Raw genomic sequence first — 20,902 nt, forward strand, 5'->3', positions numbered from 1 at the left:
GTTAACTCCGGATCTGGGGCTTCAGGGCGCGCACATTGCGTTCCCGTAGCACACCCCACCACAACCCAAGCCCGTACGCCAGGTCGTCGACGCGCTTGAGCACCAGGTAGGTCGGCAGCCCGATCGGCTCGACGTCGTCGCTGATCGCGTCGCGGCGGCGAAGCCAGTCGACCACCCCGTCCATCACGGCCGCGACCAGGACCACCCGCCGGCAATGGCGCGACAGGCTGGCGGCCACCAGCGCCAGCGGCCAGTAGTGCCGGCACAGCGCCGACGCCAGCTGCAGCGCCGCCGACCACAGGCCGCGACCGGCGATCATCGCGACATCGCTCATCGACGTCTCGGCGGTTCGCATCGCCCGGGCGATCCGGTGACCGGTCAGCACGGCCAGGACGACCGACGCCAGCCGCGACAGCGTGGACCCGAACGCCATCAGGATCCACGTCATCAGCGCCCAGCCGGAGATCACCACCGGCGCCGTCTTGTCCGGGTGGCGCACCGACAGCGGAGCCGCCGAACCGCCGTAAAAGGCTTTGCGCGCAAGCCAATCACGCAATTCGGTGCGGTGGTCGTGGGCGACCAGCGCGATCGGCTCGTAGCGCAGCCGGGTGCCCGACTCGATAAGCCGCCAGCACAGGTCGACGTCCTCGCCGGACTGCAGGGTCTCGTCGAACCCGCCGACCTCCCGGATCGCCGAGCACCGGCAGATGATCGCTGCGCTGGGCACGTAGGACACCGTGCTGTGCGGCAGCACCGGCGCCTCGCGCTCGCCGAGGTCGAGCGAGGAGTGCACCGCCTCGTAGCGGGCCACCACGTTCTCACTGTGTGACAGGCCGACGATGCGGGGCGCGACCAGGCCGACCGTGGGGTCGCAGAAGTGACCCAGCAACGCCTCCAACCAGCCCCGGCGCGGTGCGACGTCGGAGTCCAGGAAGGCGACGAAGTCCGTCCGGCAGGCCCCCAGCCCGGTGTTGCGGGCCGCCGCCGGGCCCTTGCTGCGGTGGTGGCGCAGCACCTCGATGTCGCAGTGCGCGCCGACGAAGTCTTCCGGCTCGATCGGGGGGAACGAGCCGTCGTCCACCACGACGACGCGCAGGCCGCGCAGCGAGCTCACCAAGCGTCGCACGCCAGAAAGGTTGTCCCGCACCGGAATTACCACCGTGACGTCATGGTGCGACGGGCCGCCCGCGGGCCGGGGGTGGGCCACCGTGGCGTCCAGCAGGGTGCGGGCGAGTTGGGCGCTGAGCTCGTCACGCACCTTCAGCCGCCCATCCGAGAGCATGTCCTGGGCGGCCGGCGCCAACTTCAGCAGCCGGGTCGGCGAACCGCCCAGCAGCGCCGAGCCGTCGCCGAGCACCCGCACGCGGCGGTCGACCTGGACGGCGAACCCGTCCGGCAGCCGGTGCGCGCTCATGTCAGCATCCCGTCGGTCCCGGGCCGCCACCGGGAAACCCGGCGGACACAGCCCTCGACCATCTCGGCGAAGATCCGCTTGCCCTCGGCGGCGGTGGCGGTGGTCGGGTCGCCCAGCACCCCGACCGGGCTGACCGCCGCGACTCCCCCACGGCGCATCGACCCGAGCAACTCGGGCAGGGGCGCGGTGTTGCCGGCCACCGACTGCCCGGTCCGCACCACGCCCGGCGAGATGTGCAGCAACACCGAGGTTTCGGTATGGCCGGCGTGGGCGTCGCCGCCGGTGCTCAGGCAGGGGCACCAGCCGACGTCGCGGCCCTCGGTGCGCAACAGGGCCACCGCGCTGCTCAGCGCCTCGACGTTGCCGCCGTGGCCGTTGACGAAGACCAGGCGCCGGGCCCAGCCGGCCGCTGACCTGCCGTACTCGACCAGCAGCAGCGTCAGCGCCTCGGTGCCCAGCGAGATCGTTCCGGTGAAACTCTGGTGCTCACCGCTGGCGCCGTAGGCGATGGCCGGCGCCACCAGCCAGTCGCGCCCGAGGCGCGCCCGAGCGTCACCGGCGACCGCCGTCGCGATCCGGGTGTCGGTGTCCAGCGGCAGGTGCGGACCGTGTTGTTCGGTCGACCCCAGCGGAACCATTACCGACGCCGACGTGCTTGATAGCTGGCTCGACGTCGCGGTTCCCAATTCGCCGAGTACGGACACTCGGTGATGGTAGGACGAATTCACCTGGCGTGCACCAATTGTTGAAGCTTGAAAAAAAGTTTTTTTCTGGGTCGTTCACTCGACGTTCGAATTGTGGGCTCGTCCGTCACGGGTACCCCGCCCGTCTCACGGTTTGCGCAAACGTCACTTAATCGGAGATGTCCGCCCTGAATACTCGGGCTTTTGCTACGCGCCACCCGAGGGCACGCCCAGCGCCCGGGTGAATCCGGGCGGCACCAGAATATGCTCCGGTCCGAGGTCCTGAACCGAGGAGAGCCCGAGACCCATCAGCGCCGAGTCGATGCCGCCGCGCAGAATGTCGAGCACGTTCTCCACGCCCGGTTGGCCGGCGGCGGCCAGCCCCCACAGGTAGGCCCGGCCGATCATCACCGCGCGCGCTCCCAGCGCCACGGCCTTGACGACGTCGCTTCCGCGCCGTACGCCCCCGTCCAGGAGCACCTCGATCTGATCGCCGACGGCCGCGGCCACTGCGGGCAGGGCCCGGATCGAGGCCGGCGTGCCATCCAGGTTGTTACCGCCGTGGTTCGACACCGAGATGGCCGAAACCCCGGCGTCCACCGCCTTTTTGGCGTCGTCGACGCGCATCACGCCCTTGAGCATGAACGGCCCGCCCCACAGCTCGCGGAGCCAGGCGATGTCCTCCCAGGTCGGCGGCGGCGTGCCCATCCACTCCCCGTACGCCTGGAAGAACGGCGGCCCGGGCTCGCCGCGACGGCCCTGGTTGGGCACGCGCAGCTCCGGCGGCCGCATGGTCTTCGCCCACTGCAGGAACCACCGCGGCTTGGTGACGACCTCCGGGCTCATCTTGACGATGGTCTTGAGGTCCATCTTCTCCGGGATCGACGGGCTGCCCCAGTCCCGGCCGTGCGAGAAGCTCCAGTCGGTGGTGACGATCAGCCCGACCGCCCCGGCCGCGCGGGCGCGCTCGACCCGGGCCGCGATCGCGTCGCGGTCACCCAGCCAGTACACCTGAAAGAACAGCTTGGGGTTGGCCGCGATGACCTCTTCGATCGGCTTGCTGGCGAACGAGGACAGCCCCATGGCGGTGCCGCGGGCGGCCGCGGCCCGCGCCACGGCGACCTCACCCTCGGGGTGCACCGCCTGCACGCCGGTCGGCGAGATCAGCACCGGCAGCGAAATCTCTTGTCCCATAACGTTGGTCGACAAGTCGCGCTTTTCCTGCGCGCCGATGACATGCGGCGCGAATCCGAGTTCGCCGAACGCTGTTACGTTGTCGGAGACCGTGATTCCCTTTTCGCTGGCCGAAATCAGCGACGAGTAAGCCGATTTCGGCAGCCGGCGCTTGGCGCGTTGCTGCGCGATGGCGACGGTCTCAAACCATGCGTCGGCCATCGTCACACCGGGCTTTCGTTACACATGCGTGCCGGCGGCGCCTCCGGCGTGACCGTGGGCGGCCGCAGCGACAGGGTCAGCGGCACCGGCTGGCGGATCCGCTTGCCGCGGGAATGATCGGCCCGCGGGCGCGGCGTCTCGCGGTCGTGCGCCAGCGCCGTCGCGCTGTGGCCCTGCACGCATTCGGGATCCGGCCCGTCCAGCGGCAGGCCGGTGAAGAATTTGGCGGCCATGCATCCGCCCCGGCAGCTGTCGTAGTGACCGCAGCTGCCGCACGCGCCCGCCGACTGCGGCTCGCGCAGCTCGCGGAACAGCGGGGCGTTCTTCCAGACGTTGGAGAACCCAGCCCCAAAACCGGTATCAGTCAGCACGTTTCCGGCCAGGAAGCGGTCATGGATGGCGAACGGGCAGGCGTACACGTCGCCGACCGGGTCGATCAGACACACCACGCGGCCGGCGCCGCACATGTTCAGACCGGCCAGTGCGCCGGATTGGCCGAGCGGGGCCAGGTGGAAGAAGGAGTCGCCGGTGAGCACCCGTTCGCCCTTGGCGACCAGCCAGTCATACAGCTGGACCTGCTGGTCGGCGGTGGGGTGCAGCTCTTCCCACACGTCGGCGCCGCGTCCGGACGGGCGAAGCCGGGTGATCCGCAGCGTGGCGCCGTAACGGCTTGCCAGCGCGGCGAATTCGTCGAGCTGGTCGACGTTGTGCCGGGTGACCACCACGGAGATCTTGGCGTCTTTGAATCCGGCCGCGGCCAGATTCTCCAGGGCACGCACCGCCATGTCGAACGAACCGGGTCCGCGGACGGCGTCGTTGACCTCGGCGGTGGCGCCGTCCAGCGAGATCTGGACGTCGACGTAGTCGCTGGCCGCCAGCCGCGCGGCGATCTCGGGAGTGATGCGGACGCCGTTGGTGGAGAACTTCACGCCGACGTGGTGCTCGGTGGCGTAGTCGACCAGTTCCCAAAAGTCCGGGCGCACAGTGGGTTCCCCGCCACCGATGTTGACGTAGAACACCTGCATGCGTTCCAGCTCATCGATGATGTCCATGCATTGACGCGTGGACAGCTCGCGCGGATCCCGCTTGCCCGACGACGACAGGCAGTGCACGCAGGCCAGGTTGCAGGCGTACGTCAGCTCCCAGGTGAGGCAGATGGGCGCGTCGAGGCCGTGCTCGAACTGCTCGATCAGCCGGGGTACAGGGGCCGCTGTTGTCATTGATGGTCCTTCCGGGGCACCAGCATGTTGGACTCGACGAGCACACCCAGCGCATGCAGGTATGGCGCCTGCGCGGCGTCGTCCACGCCGGCCGCGCGGCAGGCGGACCGGATGTCGGAATGGTCGGCGAGCGACTGCACCACCGTGAGGATGGTGCGGTTCTTCAGAAACGACAGCTTGCGGGTACCGAAGTGGTAGAGCAGCGCGCCGAACGGTTCCGGCCGAACCGCCACCTGCGGGTGCAATCGCCAGCCGCGATCAGGATCGAACGACGCCGCCGTCCGATCCTGCGCGGGCGCGGGCACGGTCAGTAGACCCCGCACATGCCGTCGATGGACACCTCTTCGACCAGGGTCTCGGTGACGAGTTGGGGGTCAGTTTCGGTCTCGTGGTCCACGGGGCCTTGCCTTTCGTCCGGTCTTGACAACGATGGGGTCTGAGTCACACTCGCCGCCAGAATATGGCATCGAGTGCCGAAAAGGAAGGGCGGGGTCCGATGATGCCGCAGCCGCGGGTGGGCAGGCGCCGCTCGACCACCCCGCACCACATCACCGACGTCGCCATCGACATGTTCACGGCCCGCGGTTTCGCCGACGTGAGCGTCGACGACGTCGCCCAGGCCGCCGGCATCTCCCGCCGGACCCTGTTCCGCTATTACGCGTCCAAGAACGCCATCCCCTGGGGTGACTTCGACAATCACCTTGCCCACCTGCGCGATCTGCTCGACAACGTCGAGGCCGACGTGCGCCTCGGTGATGCGCTGCGCGCTGCACTGTTGGCGTTCAACACCTTTGACGAATCCGAGACCGCCCGGCACCGCCAGCGCATGCGAGTGATCCTGCAAACCGCTGAGCTGCAAGCGTATTCGATGACGATGTACGCCGGCTGGCGTGAGGTGATCGCCGGGTTCGTCGCCCACCGCCTGAACTGCAAGACCGCGGATCTGTTGCCCCAGACCGTCGCCTGGACGATGCTCGGGGTGGCCTTGTCGGCCTACGAGCACTGGCTCAGCGATGAATCCGTCCCGCTGCCGGTCGCCCTGGGCAACGCCTTCGACGTGGTGGGCGCCGGCCTGGACGGGCTGGGCGGGTGACGGCCGAGCACCTGGTGCACACCCTGCGGTCACAGGGCAGGTTCTGCGCCTCGTCGGGCTCGCCGATGTATGGGGAGCTGTTCGAACTGGTCGCCAACGACGTCGAAGCCGGCGGCGTCTTCGCCGACGTCTTGGCCGGGCACGCGGACGCCCCGTCGCGCGACGCGGTGCCGCTGCGGTTGCTCGGGGGGCTGCACCGGTTGGTGCTCGACGGCCGGGCGCCGCGGTTGCGCCGCTTCTACCCCAGCACCGGCGGCGCGTGGGACGCCGGACCCGCCTGGCCGGAGATCCTGGACACCGCCGCCGGTCACGTCGACGCGCCGCGCGCGGCGCTGAGCCGGCCACCGCAAACCAACGAGGTGGGCCGATCGGCCGCCCTGATCGGCGGCCTCCTGCACATCAACCACGAATTCGGCTTGCCTATACGGCTTTTCGAGATTGGGTCGAGTGCGGGGCTGAACCTGCGCGCCGACCACTACCGCTACGGCTTCGCCGGTGGCCGGTGGGGGCCGGCGGACTCACCGGTGATCATCGACGACGCGTGGCGCGGCGAGCTGCCGCCCAGGCGCGAATTGCGGATCGTCGCACGGCACGGGTACGACATCGCGCCCATCGACGTCGGCGCCGCCGACGGCGAACTGACCGTGCTGAGCTACGTCTGGCCCGACCAGGCCGCCCGGCTGGAGCGGCTGCGCGGCGCCATCGAGGTCGCCCGCCGGGTGCCGGCGGCACTCGAGCGCCGGACCGCGGCCGACGCGGTCGCCGGCCTGACGCTGGCCGACGGCGCGCTGACCGTGTTGTGGCACTCAATCACCTGGCAGTACCTGTCCACCGACGAGCGCGCCGCGGTGCGCGCCCACGTGGAGGCGGTGGCCGCCCGGGCGGATGCCCGCAAGCCGTTCGTCCACCTCACGATGGAGCCCGCGCGCGACGGCCCGGGCGCACCGATCCGGTTCGTGGTGCGCGCCCGCGGCTGGCCGGACGGCGCCCTGCAGACGCTGGGCGAATGCCATCCGCACGGCCCGCCGGTGGACTGGCTCAGGTCCCCATGAAGGTCATCGGATCGTGCAGCACGCGGGTGCCGTCATGCAATCCCTCGATCGCCTCCATGTGCTCGGGAGCCAGGGTGAAGTCGAACACGTCCAGGTTCTGCGCGACGCGCTCGGGCTTGGACGACCGCGAGACAACGACGTTGTCCAACTGCAGGTTCCACCGGACCAGCACCTGCGCGGGGGTACGGCCGTACTCGGCGGCGATCGACGTGACCACCGGGTCCTCGAGCATCCTGCCGACGCCCAGCGGGCTGTAGGACTGCGTCTGCACGTCGTGCTCGAGGTGGGCCTGCCGCAGCTCGGCCTGGTTGAGCCGTGGGTGCAACTCGACCTGGTTCACGGCGGGCACCTCGTCGGTTTCCTCGATGACCGTGGCCAGCAGCTCCTCGGTGAAGTTGCAGACGCCGATGGAGCGGACGTGCCCCTCGTCGCGGGCCACCTTCATGCCCTCGAAGCTCTCCACGTACTTGCCCAGCTTCGGCGCCGGCCAGTGGATCAGGTAGAGGTCGAGGTAGTCCAGCCCGAGCCGGTCCAGACTCGCCTTGCACGACTCCTGGGCGGTGTGAAAGCCCTGCTTCGAGGTGCCCAGCTTGGTGGCGACGAACAACTCCTCGCGGGGAATGCCCGACGCGGCGATCGCGCGGCCGACGGCCTCCTCGTTGCCGTAGGAGGCGGCGGTGTCGATGAGGCGACAGCCGGCCTCCAGCGCCGCGAGTACCGAGCTTTCCGTTTCCTCATCGGACAACTTGGCCACCCCCAGGCCAAGTACGGGCATCTTCGCCTCGTCATTGAGAGCGACGGTCGGAATCGCGCTGGGCGAGCTGTATATCTCATCGATCACTGTCACGTGCCAATCACCTGCCTGCTCAAGTTGATGGGTATATGGGAAAAGAACGATGACTCAGCGGCGGCCAGCAGGCCGGGCGGTTCAGCCAACGCACTGCGTTGTGCACGGTCCCGCAACATCGCTCGCTTGCAGACAGTAGCGAAGCTCTGCAAGCGGTGCACCGAACGCCCCGGGACCTGTCCGCACAGCAAAATTCGTCACCGCTTGGAGTTACGAGCTTCCAGCACAATGTGTTTGGCGTTGCTGGTGACGGCAATTGTGTGACACCGGCTACAACGCGGCACCTTTGCCCGTATTGGACATTCCAACCAAGTGCATCCAGTGAGGTGTATCACCATCGAAATGGGCTGTGGCGTATGCCCAATTCGCGTCGAACCCCCAGGAAGAAGCTGGTATGCGAGCGAAAACCTCGATCGTCTAAATGCTTTCGCTTCTGCCGAGCTCGCCCGGGGCACGCGCGACGCGAATTCGCTGATCCCTTATGCTCGATAAACGCCGAACGCACGCCAACACCGGAAGCGAGGCAGAGCTGTCTCATGAAGACAATGCAAGAATTATTCGAAATAGCCTGGCAGGCAACACAAATCGGCGCCACGACGCTCAAGAAATCGCAACCGAGCTCGGTGCAGCACAAGGGTGACCGCGACACGGTCACCGACGTCGACCTCGCCATCCAGCACGACATCGCCGCTTACCTCGCCCAGACCACACCCGACATCGCGCTACTGGCCGAAGAGTCCGAGCAGCAGCCGGAGATCGAAACATCCGAGTGGCTCTGGGTCCTTGATCCCATCGACGGGACGTCCAACTTCGCCCACGGCCTGCCGCTGTGCGCGGTATCGCTGGCCCTGCTGCACGCCGGTCGCACCGTGGTGGCCATCACCCACGCCCCCCTGTTGGGCAAGACCTACCACGCCATCGAAGGCAAAGGCGCGTTCGTCAACGGGGAACGGATCACCGCCAGCGCCACCGACAGCCTCAGCGGCGCCATCGTGTCCCTCGGCGACTACGCCGTCGGCCACGACGCCGGCCGGCTCAATGAGCACCGGCTGGCGCTCACCACCGAGCTGGTTCCCCGCGTCGAGCGCATCCGGATGATCGGGGCGGCGACGCTCGACCTCGCCTTCGTCGCCGAGGGAGCGCTGGACGCCTGCGTGATGATGTCCAACAAACCGTGGGACACCGCCGCGGGGACGCTGATCGCCCGCGAGGCCGGAGCGCAGCTCACCGACGCGCAGGGCAACCCGCACACCCACAGCTCCGCGTCGACGATCGTCGCCGCGCCGGGCATCGCGGAGCAGCTCGCCACGGTGATCCGCAACACCGAGATCCCCAGCGACCGGTACGCGGCCGCCGTCGGGTAGTCGCGGAAGCGAAAGATACCGCTCAGCCCAGCATTTCGGCGATGGGCACGGCCGCGGCGATCTTGGCGCGGGCCTTCATGACCTTGCCGGGCATCCCGCCGCCGACCACCCCGACCAGGGCGCCGTCGCGTTCGTAGTAGGCCAGGAACTTGCGGCCGTCGTCCTCGACGACGTGGACGATGTCGTCGGCCTCCGGCTCGCCCAGGCACTGGATCTTGACGTCGTACTGGTCGCTCCAGAAGTACGGGACGACCACCACCGACGGCACATCCTGGCCCAGCATCGCGGGCACGACGGCACGGGCCTGATCGGCGACGTTGCTCCAATGTTCCACGCGCCCTTGATGTCCCGTCGCGTCACGCCACGAGGCGACGTCGCCGAGCGCCCACACATTCGGCGCGCTGGTCCGTCCGGCCTCGTCGCAGATGACGCCGTTGTCGACCTGCACCCCGCTGCCCTCGAGCCATTCGGTGGCCGGGCGCGAGCCGATGCCGACGACCACGATGTCGGCCGGCAGTTCGGTGCCGTCGCTCAGCACCACCGCCTCGACGCGCGAGTCGCCGCGCACCTCCGTCACCCCGACCCCGAGGCGGACGTCGACCCCTTCGGCGCGGTGCAGCCGGGCCACCAGCTCGCCGATCTGCTCGCCGAGCACCGCGGCCAGCGGTGTCGGCTGCGGCTCCACCAGCACCACATCCACGCCCAGGCTGCGCAGGCTGGCCGCCACCTCGCAGCCGATGAACCCGGCGCCGATGACGACGGCGCGCTGGGCCGCCGAGGCGTGCTTGCGCAGCGCCATGCTTTCGTCGAAGGTCCGCAGCACGCGGATGCCCTCGAGGTCGGGAATCGCCGGGATGCGCCGGGGCACCAGGCCGGTGGCGATGACGAGCTCGGCGTACCCCAGGGTGGTCCCGTCGTCCAGCGTCACCGTCTGGGCCGCGGTGTCCAGGCTGCGCGCGGCCGACCCGAGTCGTAGGGTGATGTCGTTCTCGTCGTACCACTCGCGGGGTTTGAGCGCGGTGTCGTCGACCTCCTTGCGCAGCACCTCTTTGGACAGTGGCGGGCGGTCGTAGGGCAGGTGCACCTCGTCGCTGACGATCGTGATGGGCCCGGAATACTCCGAGCGCCGCAGCTGCTCGGCGGTGCGGGCGGCGGCCAATCCGCCGCCGACGATCACGATTCCGTTGGTCGCGCTTGCGTCACTACTCACGTGGAGTTCTTAGCACGATGGCGCCTCAGTACTTTAGGGCACCCTTATCCACGGGGATCTGGGTGCCGGTCAGGGTGCCCGAACCGTCGCCGGCGAGCCAGGCCACCACGTCGGCCACTTCGTCGGCCGCCATGAATCCGTTGGGCTGCACCGGCATTGGCGGAAAGCTGTGCACGAAGGTGGGGTGCTTGGCGAAGATCTCCATCATCGCCTCGGGTTCGATCATCGGGGTGTCCACCGAGTACGGGTGGATGGAGTTGACCCGGATGCCGAATTCACCGAGCTCGATCGCCAGCGTGTTGGTCAGCGCCGTGAGCCCGTGCTTGCTGGCCGAATAGTGGCCGTTGCCCGGGGTGGCCTTGATACCCGCCGACGAGCTGACCACGACGATGGACCCGCCGTGTCCCGCCTCGATCATCGCGGGCACGGTGGCGCGCAGCGTGCGCCATGTGCCGGTCAGGTTGACGCCGATGACGGTGTCCCACTGCTCGTCGGTGAGCTCCCAGATACGGCCCCAGCTCAGCACTCCGGCGTTGGCCACCACGATGTCGAGCCGGCCGAACTGCTCGATCCCGTCGGCCACCAGATCGCGCAGCGCGGCGTCGTCGCGGACGTCGACCTCGCGGGTCAGGACCTTGCGGCCTTCGGTCTCCACCAGGCGCTTGGTCTCGTCGAGGTCTTCGCGGGTGGCCGGCGTGTACGTCACGCTGGCCGACGCCGGCGCGCAGATGTCCAGCGCGATGATGTCGGCGCCCTCGCGGGCCAGCCGCACGGCGTGCGAGCGCCCCTGCCCGCGGGCGGCCCCGGTGATGAACGCGACCCGCCCCTGCAGTGATCCGGCCTGTCCAGCCACGTTTAACCCCTTCGACCGCCGATAGACCAAGCCAGGCTAGCAGCGCAACTGAAACGTGTTCTAATTCACCCGGCGTAGCCGGCGTGGCGTCAGATCTCGGCGATGATCGCCGCGCGCCGGTTGGTGTATTCGGCGTCGGTGAGCGCCCCGCTGGCGTGCAGGTCCTGCAGTTCCTGCAACCGTGCGGCGATGGACGGTTCGGGCGGTGTGACGACCGCCGCGGCCGCGGGCGCCGCGGCCGGCGCCGGCTGCGCGGCCGGGGCCTGCTGGTCGACCGCGCGGCGCACCACCGCCTGGATCTGGGCGCGTAGGGCCGGGTTCGACCGGATGTCGACCATCTGGTTGAGCGCGACGTTGTTGGCCTTGAGGACCCGCAGGATCTCCATCAACGGGCCGGCCTGTCCGCTCAGGTCGTAGGTTTTGTTGTCCTCGGCCACCGTGAACTGCGCGGGAACCAGGCCGTTGACCAAAGCGCTTCGCTCCCAGTCGATTCGGTACTCGCTGGTGGTGGGGTTGACCAGCACCACCACCTTGCGGGCGTTGAGGTTGCCGAGCCGCGTGACGCTGGCGATCACCCGGTCCTCGCTGTCGAAGGGCAGGAGGCCGGGCCCGGCGATGTGCAGGCGCACCTTGACGACCTGCTGGTTGTTGACCCACGTCCCCGTCTCGGTGATCCCGGTGATCTGGGCGAGCGCCAGCACCCCGTTCTGCTCGAGCGCGGCCACCTTGGCCGACGACTTCGCGCCGTAGTTCGCCAGGGCGAGCGCGATCAGCACGTCGGCGACGGTGATCAGCAGGCCAACATAGAACATCCACTGCAGCAGGCTGTCCAGCCCGAGGGTGAAGTACACGACCAGAAAGATCGGTCCGACCAGGCCGCCGCACAGCAAAACGACCAACTGTGCCTTCAGGTAGCGCGCTAACACATGCCCCTCCTCGGCTTGCTGGGGAATCGGTGTCAGATTAGCGCTAAGGGTGTCGCGACGAATGCGATACGCGCAAACCGCGTCCGGTCGCCTACACCGACTCGGTGGGCACGATCGGCACCCGCTTCACCGGCGCGCCCGCCGGTTGCGCAGGGTGTGCCGGCTGCGCGGCGGCCGGGGCGGGCGCGGCGGTGCGCGCCGCCGACACCGGCATCGTCGAGGCCGGCGAGGCCTGCGGCGGCACCGCGGTCTGCATCGGCGCGGCGGGGGTCCCGGCCGGCGTCGCGACCGAGGCCGCCGGCTGCACGGGGGCGGGCGAGCCGGCCGCAGCATAGGCCGGCGTCACCACCCGCGCCGCGCCGGCGGGCGTGGTGGCCGAGGCCAGCGTCGCCGACCCCGCCGGAGCCGCCGCCAGCGGGGTGCCGGCCGGTGCGGGCGCCACCGCGGCCGCGGCCGGCGCCACCGCCGCCGCCAGCGGTCCCGCGGGCGCGGTCGGCGCGGACGTCCCTACGGCACCGGCGCTCACCGCCGGCACCTGCGCGGCCACCGACGCCGGGCCCGCCGCGGTCTGCAGCGGCGAGGTGTTGGCGGCCTCGGCGAAGGCATACTGCGCCGCACCGCCGTTCATCAGCTGGACGAACTGGCTGTGGAAGGCGGCCGCCTGGGCGCTGAGCGCCTGATAGACCTGGGAATGCGCGTCGAAGAGCGCGGCGATGCTCGCCGACACCTCGTCGGCGCCGGGCGCCAGCACGCCCGATGTCGGACCCATCGCGGCGGTGTTGGCAGAGCTGATCGTCGACCCGATCCTGGCCAAGTCCCCCGCCGCGGCCGCGACGAATTCGGGCGTCGCCTGAACGAACGACATCGGCACCTCCCCGCAACGCTACGGTCACCGAATTTATGAGCAAATCCTAAACCAGGCGGCGCCACCGCCGCATGATTTCTCCAGCGTCGGCCGGGGCCGACACCGCCGCAACGCACAAAGCCCGGACTGCCGAGTCGGCAATCCGGGCTTTGCGGTGGTTCGAAACTACTTGATGATCTTGACGACCCGGCCGGCGCCGACGGTGCGGCCACCCTCACGGATCGCGAACCGCAGACCGTCGTCCATGGCAACGGGCTGGATCAGCTTCACCGAGATGTTGGTGTTGTCACCGGGCATCACCATTTCGGTGCCCTCCGGCAGCGTCACCACACCGGTCACGTCGGTGGTGCGGAAGTAGAACTGCGGCCGGTAGTTGTTGAAGAACGGCGTGTGCCGGCCGCCCTCGTCCTTGGACAGGATGTAGACCTGGCCCTCGAACTCGGTGTGCGGGGTGGTGGTGCCGGGCTTGGTCACGACCTGACCACGCTCGACGTCCTCACGCTTGATACCACGCAGCAGCAGCCCGACGTTGTCGCCGGCCTGACCCTGGTCGAGCAGCTTGCGGAACATCTCCACGCCGGTGACGGTGGTCTTGGTGCTGGTCGGCTTGATGCCGACGATCTCGACCTCTTCGTTGACGTTGATGATGCCGCGCTCGACACGACCGGTGACCACGGTGCCACGACCGGTGATGGTGAAGACGTCCTCGACGGGCATCAGGAACGGCTTCTCCGTCTCGCGGACCGGGTCCGGGATCGACTCGTCGACGGCCTCCATCAGCTGCTCGACGGACTCGACCCACTTGGCGTCGCCCTCGAGCGCCTTGAGCGCCGACACCCGCACGACCGGGGCGTCCTCGTCGAACTCCTGGGCGGCCAGCAGTTCGCGGACCTCCATCTCGACGAGCTCGAGCAGCTCCTCGTCGTCGACCATGTCGGCCTTGTTCAGCGCGACCAGGATGTAGGGCACGCCGACCTGACGGGCCAGCAGCACGTGCTCACGGGTCTGCGGCATCGGGCCGTCGGTGGCGGCGACCACCAGGATCGCGCCGTCCATCTGGGCCGCGCCGGTGATCATGTTCTTGATGTAGTCGGCGTGGCCCGGGGCGTCGACGTGGGCGTAGTGACGCTTCTCGGTCTGGTACTCCACGTGGGAGATGTTGATCGTGATACCGCGCTGACGCTCCTCAGGCGCGTTGTCGATCTGGTCGAACGCGCGGGACTCGTTCAGGTTGGGGTACTTGTCGTGCAGAACCTTGGTGATAGCCGCGGTCAGCGTGGTCTTGCCGTGGTCAACGTGACCAATGGTCCCGATGTTGACGTGCGGCTTCGTCCGCTCGAACTTCGCCTTCGCCACTTCTGTGTCCTCCTGGACTAGTTGGTGCTTGTTAAAGCAGTGTTGGTGTTTTCAGTTGTGCCGCGCCCAAGGCATTGACCCGGCAAGATTACTCCGCTGGCCGTTACTGGCCCGTCGCCTTCGCGATGATCTCCTTTGACACGTTCGCCGGCACTTCGGCGTACGAGTCGAAGACCATGGAGTAGTTCGCCCGGCCTTGGGTCTTGGACCGCAGGTCGCCGACGTAGCCGAACATCTCCGACAGCGGCACATGCGCCTTGACCACGCGCGCGCCGCTCCGCTCCTCCATGGCCTGGATCTGGCCACGGCGGGAGTTCAGGTCGCCGATCACGTCGCCCATGTAGTCCTCGGGCGTGGTGACCTCGACGGCCATGATCGGTTCCAGGATCACCGGCTGGGCTTGCTGCGCAGCCTTTTTCAGCACCTGGGAACCGGCGATCTTGAAGGCCATTTCCGACGAGTCGACCTCGTGGAAAGCCCCGTCGAGCAGGGTGACCTTCATGTTCACCAGCGGGTAGCCGGCCAGCACGCCGTACTGCATGGCGTCCTGTGCACCGGCATCCACCGACGGGATGTACTCACGCGGGATGCGACCACCGGTGACCTTGTTCTCGAATTCGTAGGTGGCACCGTCCTCGCCGGTGAACGGCTCGAGGTTGATGATGACCTTCGCGAACTGGCCGGAACCACCCGTCTGCTTCTTGTGGGTGAACTCGACGTTCTGCACGGCCCGCCTGATGGTCTCCTTGTAGGCCACCTGCGGCTTACCGACGTTGGCCTCGACCTTGAACTCGCGGCGCATGCGGTCAACCAGGATGTCCAGGTGCAACTCGCCCATGCCGCCGATCACGGTCTGGCCGGTCTCCTGGTCCAAGTGCACCTTGAAGGTCGGGTCTTCCTCGGCGAGCTTCTGGATCGACAGCGACAGCTTCTCCTGGTCGCTCTTCGTCTTGGGCTCGATGGCCACCTCGATGACCGGATCGGGGAACGTCATCGACTCCAGCACGATCTGCTGGTTCGGGTCGCTCAGGGTGTCACCGGTGGTGGTGTCCTTGAGCCCGATCACCGCGTAGATGTGGCCGGCCGACGCGGTCTCCACCGGGTTCTCCTTGTTGGAGTGCATCTGGAACAGCTTGCCCAGCCGCTCCTTCTTGCCCTTGGTGGCGTTGATGACCTGGCTGCCGGAATCGACCTTGCCCGAGTACACCCGGACGTAGGTCAGCTTGCCGAAGAACGGGTGCGTCGCGACCTTGAACGCGAGCGCGGAGAACGGCTCGTCGGTCGACGGGTTGCGGGTGACCTCTTCGTCTTCCTTGCCCGGCAGGTGGCCGACAGCCGGGGGCACGTCCAGCGGCGAGGGCAGGTAGTCGATGACCGCGTCCAGCATCGGCTGCACGCCCTTGTTCTTGAAGGCGCTGCCGCACAGCACCGGGTAGGCCTCCGAGCTGATGGTCAGCTTGCGGATGGCGGCCTTGATCTCGGAGACCGTGAGCTCCTCGCCGCCGAGGTACTTGTCCAGCAGCGCCTCGTCGGTCTCGGCGACGGCCTCGAGCAGCTTGGTGCGGTACTCCTCGGCCTTCTCGGCCAGCTCGGCCGGGATCTCGATGGTGTCGTAGGTCTCGCCCAGCTTCGTCTCGCCGCGCCACACCTTGGCGTTCATCTCGACCAGGTCGACGATGCCCTCGAAGTCACCCTCGGAGCCGACGGGCAGCTGAATCGGGATGGCGTTGGCGCCCAGGCGCTCCTCCATGGTCTTCACCGAGAAGTAGAAGTCGGCGCCGATCTTGTCCATCTTGTTGACGAAGCAGATGCGCGGGACGTCGTACTTGTCGGCCTGCCGCCAGACCTGCTCGGACTGCGGCTCGACACCTTCCTTGCCGTCGAAGACGGCCACGGCACCGTCGAGCACGCGCAGGCTGCGCTCCACCTCGACGGTGAAGTCGACGTGCCCGGGGGTGTCGATGATGTTGATCTGGTTGTCTTTCCAGAAGCAGGTGGTGGCCGCGGAGGTAATGGTGATCCCCCGCTCCTGCTCCTGCTCCATCCAGTCCATGGTGGCGGCGCCGTCGTGCACCTCACCGATCTTGTAGCTGATACCGGTGTAGTAGAGGATGCGCTCGGTCGTCGTCGTCTTGCCGGCGTCGATGTGCGCCATGATGCCGATGTTGCGGACCTTGGTGAGGTCGGTCAGCACGTCCTTCTGTGCCACAGAAGTCTTCCCACTCTTTCGATTGCTTGGTTATTCGCTGTCGCTTGCGCCCGGCCACCCTGCCTTGACGCGGTTGGAGCCCCTACCAGCGATAGTGCGCGAAGGCGCGGTTGGCCTCGGCCATCTTGTGGGTGTCCTCTCGCCGCTTGACGGCGGCGCCGAGGCCATTGCTGGCATCCAGGATCTCGTTGGCCAGCCGCTCGACCATGGTCTTCTCGCGACGTTGCTTGGAGAAGCTGACCAACCAACGCAGTGCCAGCGTCACGGAGCGATCCGGACGCACCTCGACGGGGACCTGGTACGTAGCGCCACCGACGCGGCGGCTGCGCACCTCGAGGGAGGGCTTCACGTTGTCCATTGCGCGCTTGAGCGTGATCACCGGGTCGGTACCTGTCTTTTCCCGGGCGTTCTCGAGCGCTCCATAAACAATGCGTTCGGCCAGCGATTTCTTCCCGTCCAGCAGAACCTTGTTCACCAGCTGCGTCACCAGCTGCGACCCGTAGACCGGGTCATTGACCAACGGACGCTTCGGCGCGGGCCCCTTGCGCGGCATCAGCTCTTCTCCTTCTTGGCGCCGTAACGGCTGCGAGCCTGCTTGCGGTTCTTGACACCCTGGGTGTCGAGCGAACCGCGGATGATCTTGTACCGAACACCGGGCAGGTCCTTCACACGACCACCGCGCACCAGCACCATCGAGTGCTCCTGCAGGTTGTGGCCCTCGCCGGGGATGTAGGCCGTGACCTCAACCTGGCTGGTCAGCTTCACGCGGGCGACCTTCCGAAGCGCCGAGTTCGGCTTCTTCGGGGTGGTGGTGTACACGCGGGTGCATACGCCACGGCGCTGCGGGCTGCCCTTCAGGGCCGCGGTCTTGACCTTGGCGACCTTGTCGCGGCGGCCCTTGCGGACCAGCTGCTGAATGGTTGGCATCTACCGGCTTTCTGTGTTCGTGTTCGGCATACTTCGAGCGTTTTCAAGTCTGTGTACTGCAGTTATGTCCGGCCGCATCACCCCGCGTCCGGGTGTGTCGCATGCGCTGCGCACCGGACTTGGTCCGATGCTCCGTGGACACGCGAATTCGCCCGGCATCCACTCCCTTACGGTTAGGCGCCGTAAGCCGCCAGGCACGAGGGACCACAATACCCGCCGCCGGTCTCGCAGGTCAAAGCGACGGCGTCGCCATCGGGCTAGTAGCGGGCGCCATCGGCGGCGGTGCGCCTTTCCAGGCCGGCCGCCAGCCGCAGCACCATGTCGGAGAACAGCGCGTCGGTGTCGATCTCGTCCATCACGCCCGTCATCTCCAGCAAAACAAAGCCGTGCAGCGCGGACCAGAACTCCAGCGACGCGTGGAAGGCCGCCTCGCCATCCAGGCCGTAGGAGGACAGCACCGCGATCACCGGGGCGGCCGCGCCGCGGGTGGCGGCGGTGTACTCGGGATCGTCACCGCCGAACGGCATCCGGGTGAAGGCCGAGTAGCGGCCCGGGTGGTGGTGGGCGTAGCTACGGTAGGCCCCGGCCATCACCAGCACCGCGTCGTCGCGGGCGCGGCCCTCGCCCACCCGGTTGAGCATCGTGATGATGTCGTCGATGACGCGGATCCGCACCGCGCGCCGCAGGTCTTCCAGGCTGTCGACGTGGTTGTACAGCGACGGGCCCTTGGTGCCCAACTGCATCGCCAGCGCGTTGATGGTCAGCGCGTCCCAGCCCTCGCGGTCCAGGAACGTCAGGGCGCCGTCGATGATCCCGTCCCGGCTCAGCTTGGCCGGACGGGAGGCGGGCCGCCCCGCACGCTGGCGCCCGGCCGCCGGCGGCGGATCCGGTGGAGCTGCCATGGCGGTCGCCCTTCGATTGCGTGAACGGGTTGCGGTTAACTAATGACTCTAGTTGACGCCCGTTCAGAGATTAATCTCCCCGGAGGCGAGATGAGCGCCCGGCAAAGGAAAATAAAGTCTGCCATCGGGCGGGCAAATGCACGTAATGTCATGCTTGCCTGGTTTCGAGCAGCCGACCCGTCCAAAGGGGGCCCGCAGTGAAATGGACGACTGTCGCCGGGTCATTGGCCACCTGTGCCATCGCCGTCATCGCGCTACCGGGGGTCGCGCAGGCCAAGAACGGCGACACCCACGTCATCGGGGAGGACATCGAGCAGACGGTCGACTGCAACGACGCCACCCTGATGGTCAATGGCAGCGGCATCACGGTCACCGCGCTCGGCAACTGCTACGCCGTGACGGTGATGGGCTCGTCGAACACCGTCATCGCCGACTCGGTGTCGCACGACATCACCGTGTACGGCTACAACGAAACGGTGTTCTACAAGAGCGGTCAGCCCGCCCTGTGGGACCGTGGCCGCGAACTGGGCATGACGAACCGGCTCCAGCAGGTGCCGGGCTAAACCCCGGCACCGCAACAACATCCGACAGAGGGGAATCGAGAAACCATGCGCGCCTACAACCGTGACCGCTCGCTGCGCCTGGCCGCGCTCGCCGTGACACCGGCCGCCGCGGCCCTGGTGCTGGCCGGCTGCAGTTCGACGGCCAACCCGCCGGCGGGGACCTCGACGACCACCACGAAGAGCAGCGCGACGACGAGTGCGGGCGCCGCGCCGACGACGGGATCGGGCGGGGCGAGCACCACCGCGTCCATCGAGATCGGCAACACGATCAACTACGGATCGATGGGCACGACCGCCACCCTAGACTGCGCCAGCGGCAAGTCGCTGAACGTGGGCGGCTCGGACAACAACCTGACCATCACCGGCACCTGCGAGACGGCCACGGTCAGCGGCACCAACAACAAGATCACCTTCGACAAGGTGAACACCCGCATCACCGTGCTGGGGATGAACAACACCATCACCTACAAGGACGGGGACCCCAAGGTCGACAAGATCGGCCAGAGCAACACGATCAACAAGGGCAGCTGACGACCCGACTAGCTGGCCGGCGCCCCGTGCCGTCCCGCGCCCGCCGCGAAGCGCCCCGCGCCTTCGTTCGCTTCCGCGGCCACCCGCGAGATGCTGGCGAATTCGAAGTCGATCGCGTCGGATTCGGTTGCGCCCCACTGGTGTAGCGCCGACAGCCGGTCCGAGCGCAGGCACTGCTGCGGCAGCGCCGCGAGCTGCGCCGCCAGCTCCTCGGCGGCCTGGCGTGACTGGCCCTTGGGCACAACCCGATTCGCCAGTCCGATGGCCAGGGCTTCGTCGGCGGCCACCGCGCGGCCGGTCAGAATCATGTCCATCGCGCGGCTGTGCCCGATCAGCCGGGGCAGCCGGACGGTGCCCCCGTCGATCAGGGGGACGCCCCAGCGCCGGCAGAACACGCCGAACACGGCGTCCTCCTCGGCCACCCTCAGGTCACACCAGATGGCCAGTTCCAGTCCGCCGGCGACGGCGTAGCCGCTGACCGCGGCGATGACGGGCTTGGACAGCACCATCCGCGTCGGGCCCATCGGGCCCGGGCCGGTGCGGTGCACGGCGTTTGCCTCGGGTGTGCCGAAGGCCTTCAAATCGGCTCCGGCGCAAAAGGTTCCGTTGTCGCCCCACAGCACCGCCACCGACGCGGTGTCGTCGCGGTCGAATTCTTCGAACGCCGAATACAGCGCGGCGGCCGTCGGGCCGTTGACCGCGTTGCGGGCCGCCGGACGGTCGATGATCACCGTGGTCACCGGGCCGTTGCGCTCGATCCGCACCGGTTCGCTCATGTCGCCTCCGCACATAGTGGTTCGCGCCGCCGCAGCAGTTCGGCGGCGAAGTCGTGGTAGGCCACCCGCAGCCGGGCGCCGGGCCAGTCGGCCGGCAGCAGCTCGTCGGGCAGCACCGGGTCGGTGAGCAGGTGGCGCACCGTCGCCGCGGCCACCAGAAAACGGCCGGGGATGTCTGGTGCGGCGGCCATCTCGTCGAGCAGCCGATGGCCGGTCTGGGCCCAGCCGGGCAGGTCCCACAGCTGCGCGGCCAGCTCGGCGGGGTCGTCGTCGCGCGCCCGCAGCACCCTCGCCTGGGCGGTGATCTCGGGGCCGGGCTCCGCCTCGATGTTGTCGGGCCGCATCCACACCCCTTCGCGAAGCTCGCCGAAGCGCTTGTCGTGCAACGTGGTTCGCAGTGCCGCGCGGGTGCGCGCGTCGTTTCCGACGCTGGTCACGATCAGCGTGACCCACTCGCCGCTCCAGGGGTGTGCCCGCGGGTCGATGGCATCGTCCTGGCGCTTCTGACGGGCCAGCAGGCGATCGGAGAGCCGGTAGCCGTCGGCGGAGCGGATCAGGTCGCCGGCACCGACCATGCGGGTCAGCGCCACCCGCAGCGTCGACTCCTTGATGCCGAAATCCGAAGTGAGTCTGACCAATTCGCTGGCCCGGGCGTGCGCGGGGTGGGCGCCGAGCAGCACGCTGAGCACCACCGACCGCGCCGTCATGTCCGGCAT

The 20,902-nt window shown here is 68.3% G+C and carries 23 protein-coding genes; 5 read left to right on the forward strand and 18 right to left on the reverse strand.

Features of this window, described 5'->3' with window-relative positions:
* Position 1 precedes the first annotated feature (1 nt).
* The 6 genes from mftF to mftA all read right to left on the reverse strand — a co-directional run bounded on the left by mftF (position 2) and on the right by mftA (position 5,109).
* Positions 2–1,414: a mycofactocin biosynthesis glycosyltransferase MftF gene (mftF, locus tag ACYQ8K_RS08695; RefSeq protein WP_459968057.1), complete on the reverse strand. Its 1,413-nt coding sequence runs from the start codon at positions 1,412–1,414 to the stop codon at positions 2–4.
* Positions 1,411–2,142, reverse strand: a complete 732-nt coding sequence (gene mftE / locus ACYQ8K_RS08700) for a mycofactocin biosynthesis peptidyl-dipeptidase MftE (RefSeq protein ID WP_459968058.1) — start codon at positions 2,140–2,142, stop codon at positions 1,411–1,413. Before mftE ends, mftF begins: the two co-directional genes overlap by 4 nt.
* Positions 2,143–2,304: 162 nt before the next feature.
* Complete coding sequence (mftD, locus tag ACYQ8K_RS08705) at positions 2,305–3,492, reverse strand: pre-mycofactocin synthase MftD (protein ID WP_459968059.1); 1,188 nt, start codon at positions 3,490–3,492, stop codon at positions 2,305–2,307.
* Positions 3,493–3,494: 2 nt separating this feature from the next.
* Complete coding sequence (gene mftC / locus ACYQ8K_RS08710; RefSeq protein WP_459968060.1) at positions 3,495–4,712, reverse strand: mycofactocin radical SAM maturase; 1,218 nt, start codon at positions 4,710–4,712, stop codon at positions 3,495–3,497.
* Entirely contained in the window at positions 4,709–5,035 is a 327-nt protein-coding gene (mftB, locus tag ACYQ8K_RS08715) for a mycofactocin biosynthesis chaperone MftB (protein WP_459968061.1), read from the reverse strand. The genes mftC and mftB overlap by 4 nt, the downstream gene beginning before the upstream one ends.
* Positions 5,020–5,109, reverse strand: a complete 90-nt coding sequence (gene mftA, locus ACYQ8K_RS08720; protein ID WP_064883852.1) for a mycofactocin precursor MftA — start codon at positions 5,107–5,109, stop codon at positions 5,020–5,022. Before mftA ends, mftB begins: the two co-directional genes overlap by 16 nt.
* A gap of 99 nt (positions 5,110–5,208) precedes the next feature.
* Here mftA and mftR point away from each other — a divergent pair, with 99 nt between their 5' ends.
* Both mftR and ACYQ8K_RS08730 read left to right on the forward strand, forming a co-directional pair.
* Positions 5,209–5,805, forward strand: coding sequence for a mycofactocin system transcriptional regulator (gene mftR, locus ACYQ8K_RS08725; protein ID WP_459968062.1), 597 nt, complete (start codon positions 5,209–5,211; stop codon positions 5,803–5,805).
* Positions 5,802–6,857 (forward strand): DUF2332 domain-containing protein, encoded by a 1,056-nt coding sequence (locus ACYQ8K_RS08730; RefSeq protein WP_459968063.1) that lies wholly within the window; start codon positions 5,802–5,804, stop codon positions 6,855–6,857. Before mftR ends, ACYQ8K_RS08730 begins: the two co-directional genes overlap by 4 nt.
* Here the strand turns inward: ACYQ8K_RS08730 and ACYQ8K_RS08735 are convergent.
* On the reverse strand, positions 6,844–7,704 hold the full coding sequence (locus tag ACYQ8K_RS08735; protein ID WP_459968064.1) for an aldo/keto reductase: 861 nt from the start codon (positions 7,702–7,704) through the stop codon (positions 6,844–6,846). The two genes, ACYQ8K_RS08730 and ACYQ8K_RS08735, sit on opposite strands and share 14 nt — an antisense overlap.
* A 536-nt stretch (positions 7,705–8,240) precedes the next feature.
* Here ACYQ8K_RS08735 and ACYQ8K_RS08740 point away from each other — a divergent pair.
* On the forward strand, positions 8,241–9,068 hold the full coding sequence (locus ACYQ8K_RS08740; protein ID WP_459968065.1) for an inositol monophosphatase family protein: 828 nt from the start codon (positions 8,241–8,243) through the stop codon (positions 9,066–9,068).
* A gap of 22 nt (positions 9,069–9,090) precedes the next feature.
* On the opposite strand, the gene ACYQ8K_RS08745 is transcribed toward ACYQ8K_RS08740, so the two are convergent.
* From ACYQ8K_RS08745 to ACYQ8K_RS08785, 9 genes are all read right to left on the reverse strand, one after another.
* On the reverse strand, positions 9,091–10,278 hold the full coding sequence (locus ACYQ8K_RS08745; protein WP_459968066.1) for an NAD(P)/FAD-dependent oxidoreductase: 1,188 nt from the start codon (positions 10,276–10,278) through the stop codon (positions 9,091–9,093).
* A 25-nt stretch (positions 10,279–10,303) separates the two neighbouring features.
* Complete coding sequence (locus ACYQ8K_RS08750; protein ID WP_459968067.1) at positions 10,304–11,131, reverse strand: mycofactocin-coupled SDR family oxidoreductase; 828 nt, start codon at positions 11,129–11,131, stop codon at positions 10,304–10,306.
* A gap of 89 nt (positions 11,132–11,220) precedes the next feature.
* Positions 11,221–12,057 carry an SHOCT domain-containing protein gene (locus ACYQ8K_RS08755; RefSeq protein WP_459968068.1) on the reverse strand — a complete coding sequence of 279 codons (837 nt, stop codon included), beginning with the start codon at positions 12,055–12,057 and terminating at the stop codon, positions 11,221–11,223.
* Positions 12,058–12,148: 91 nt separating this feature from the next.
* On the reverse strand, positions 12,149–12,922 hold the full coding sequence (locus ACYQ8K_RS08760; RefSeq protein ID WP_459968069.1) for a PE family protein: 774 nt from the start codon (positions 12,920–12,922) through the stop codon (positions 12,149–12,151).
* Positions 12,923–13,087: 165 nt separating this feature from the next.
* On the reverse strand, positions 13,088–14,278 hold the full coding sequence (tuf, locus tag ACYQ8K_RS08765; RefSeq protein WP_044483827.1) for an elongation factor Tu: 1,191 nt from the start codon (positions 14,276–14,278) through the stop codon (positions 13,088–13,090).
* Positions 14,279–14,381: 103 nt separating this feature from the next.
* Entirely contained in the window at positions 14,382–16,487 is a 2,106-nt protein-coding gene (gene fusA / locus ACYQ8K_RS08770) for an elongation factor G (RefSeq protein WP_459968070.1), read from the reverse strand.
* 82 nt (positions 16,488–16,569) lie between these two features.
* Positions 16,570–17,040, reverse strand: a complete 471-nt coding sequence (gene rpsG / locus ACYQ8K_RS08775; protein ID WP_007767793.1) for a 30S ribosomal protein S7 — start codon at positions 17,038–17,040, stop codon at positions 16,570–16,572.
* On the reverse strand, positions 17,040–17,414 hold the full coding sequence (rpsL, locus tag ACYQ8K_RS08780) for a 30S ribosomal protein S12 (protein WP_007767794.1): 375 nt from the start codon (positions 17,412–17,414) through the stop codon (positions 17,040–17,042). Before rpsL ends, rpsG begins: the two co-directional genes overlap by 1 nt.
* Before the next feature lie 257 nt (positions 17,415–17,671).
* On the reverse strand, positions 17,672–18,316 hold the full coding sequence (locus ACYQ8K_RS08785) for a TetR/AcrR family transcriptional regulator (RefSeq protein ID WP_065029947.1): 645 nt from the start codon (positions 18,314–18,316) through the stop codon (positions 17,672–17,674).
* Between the two features lie 197 nt (positions 18,317–18,513).
* Here ACYQ8K_RS08785 and ACYQ8K_RS08790 point away from each other — a divergent pair, with 197 nt between their 5' ends.
* Both ACYQ8K_RS08790 and ACYQ8K_RS08795 read left to right on the forward strand, forming a co-directional pair.
* Positions 18,514–18,879, forward strand: coding sequence for a DUF3060 domain-containing protein (locus ACYQ8K_RS08790; protein ID WP_459968071.1), 366 nt, complete (start codon positions 18,514–18,516; stop codon positions 18,877–18,879).
* A 45-nt stretch (positions 18,880–18,924) separates the two neighbouring features.
* A complete protein-coding gene (locus ACYQ8K_RS08795) occupies positions 18,925–19,410 on the forward strand; it encodes a DUF3060 domain-containing protein (RefSeq protein ID WP_459968072.1) in 486 nt (161 codons plus the stop codon).
* An 8-nt stretch (positions 19,411–19,418) separates the two neighbouring features.
* On the opposite strand, the gene ACYQ8K_RS08800 is transcribed toward ACYQ8K_RS08795, so the two are convergent.
* Both ACYQ8K_RS08800 and ACYQ8K_RS08805 read right to left on the reverse strand, forming a co-directional pair.
* On the reverse strand, positions 19,419–20,186 hold the full coding sequence (locus ACYQ8K_RS08800) for a crotonase/enoyl-CoA hydratase family protein (protein WP_459968073.1): 768 nt from the start codon (positions 20,184–20,186) through the stop codon (positions 19,419–19,421).
* On the reverse strand, positions 20,183–20,902 hold the full coding sequence (locus ACYQ8K_RS08805) for a PaaX family transcriptional regulator C-terminal domain-containing protein (RefSeq protein WP_459968074.1): 720 nt from the start codon (positions 20,900–20,902) through the stop codon (positions 20,183–20,185). Before ACYQ8K_RS08805 ends, ACYQ8K_RS08800 begins: the two co-directional genes overlap by 4 nt.

This window comes from Mycobacterium sp. MUNTM1 (genome assembly GCF_054660795.1).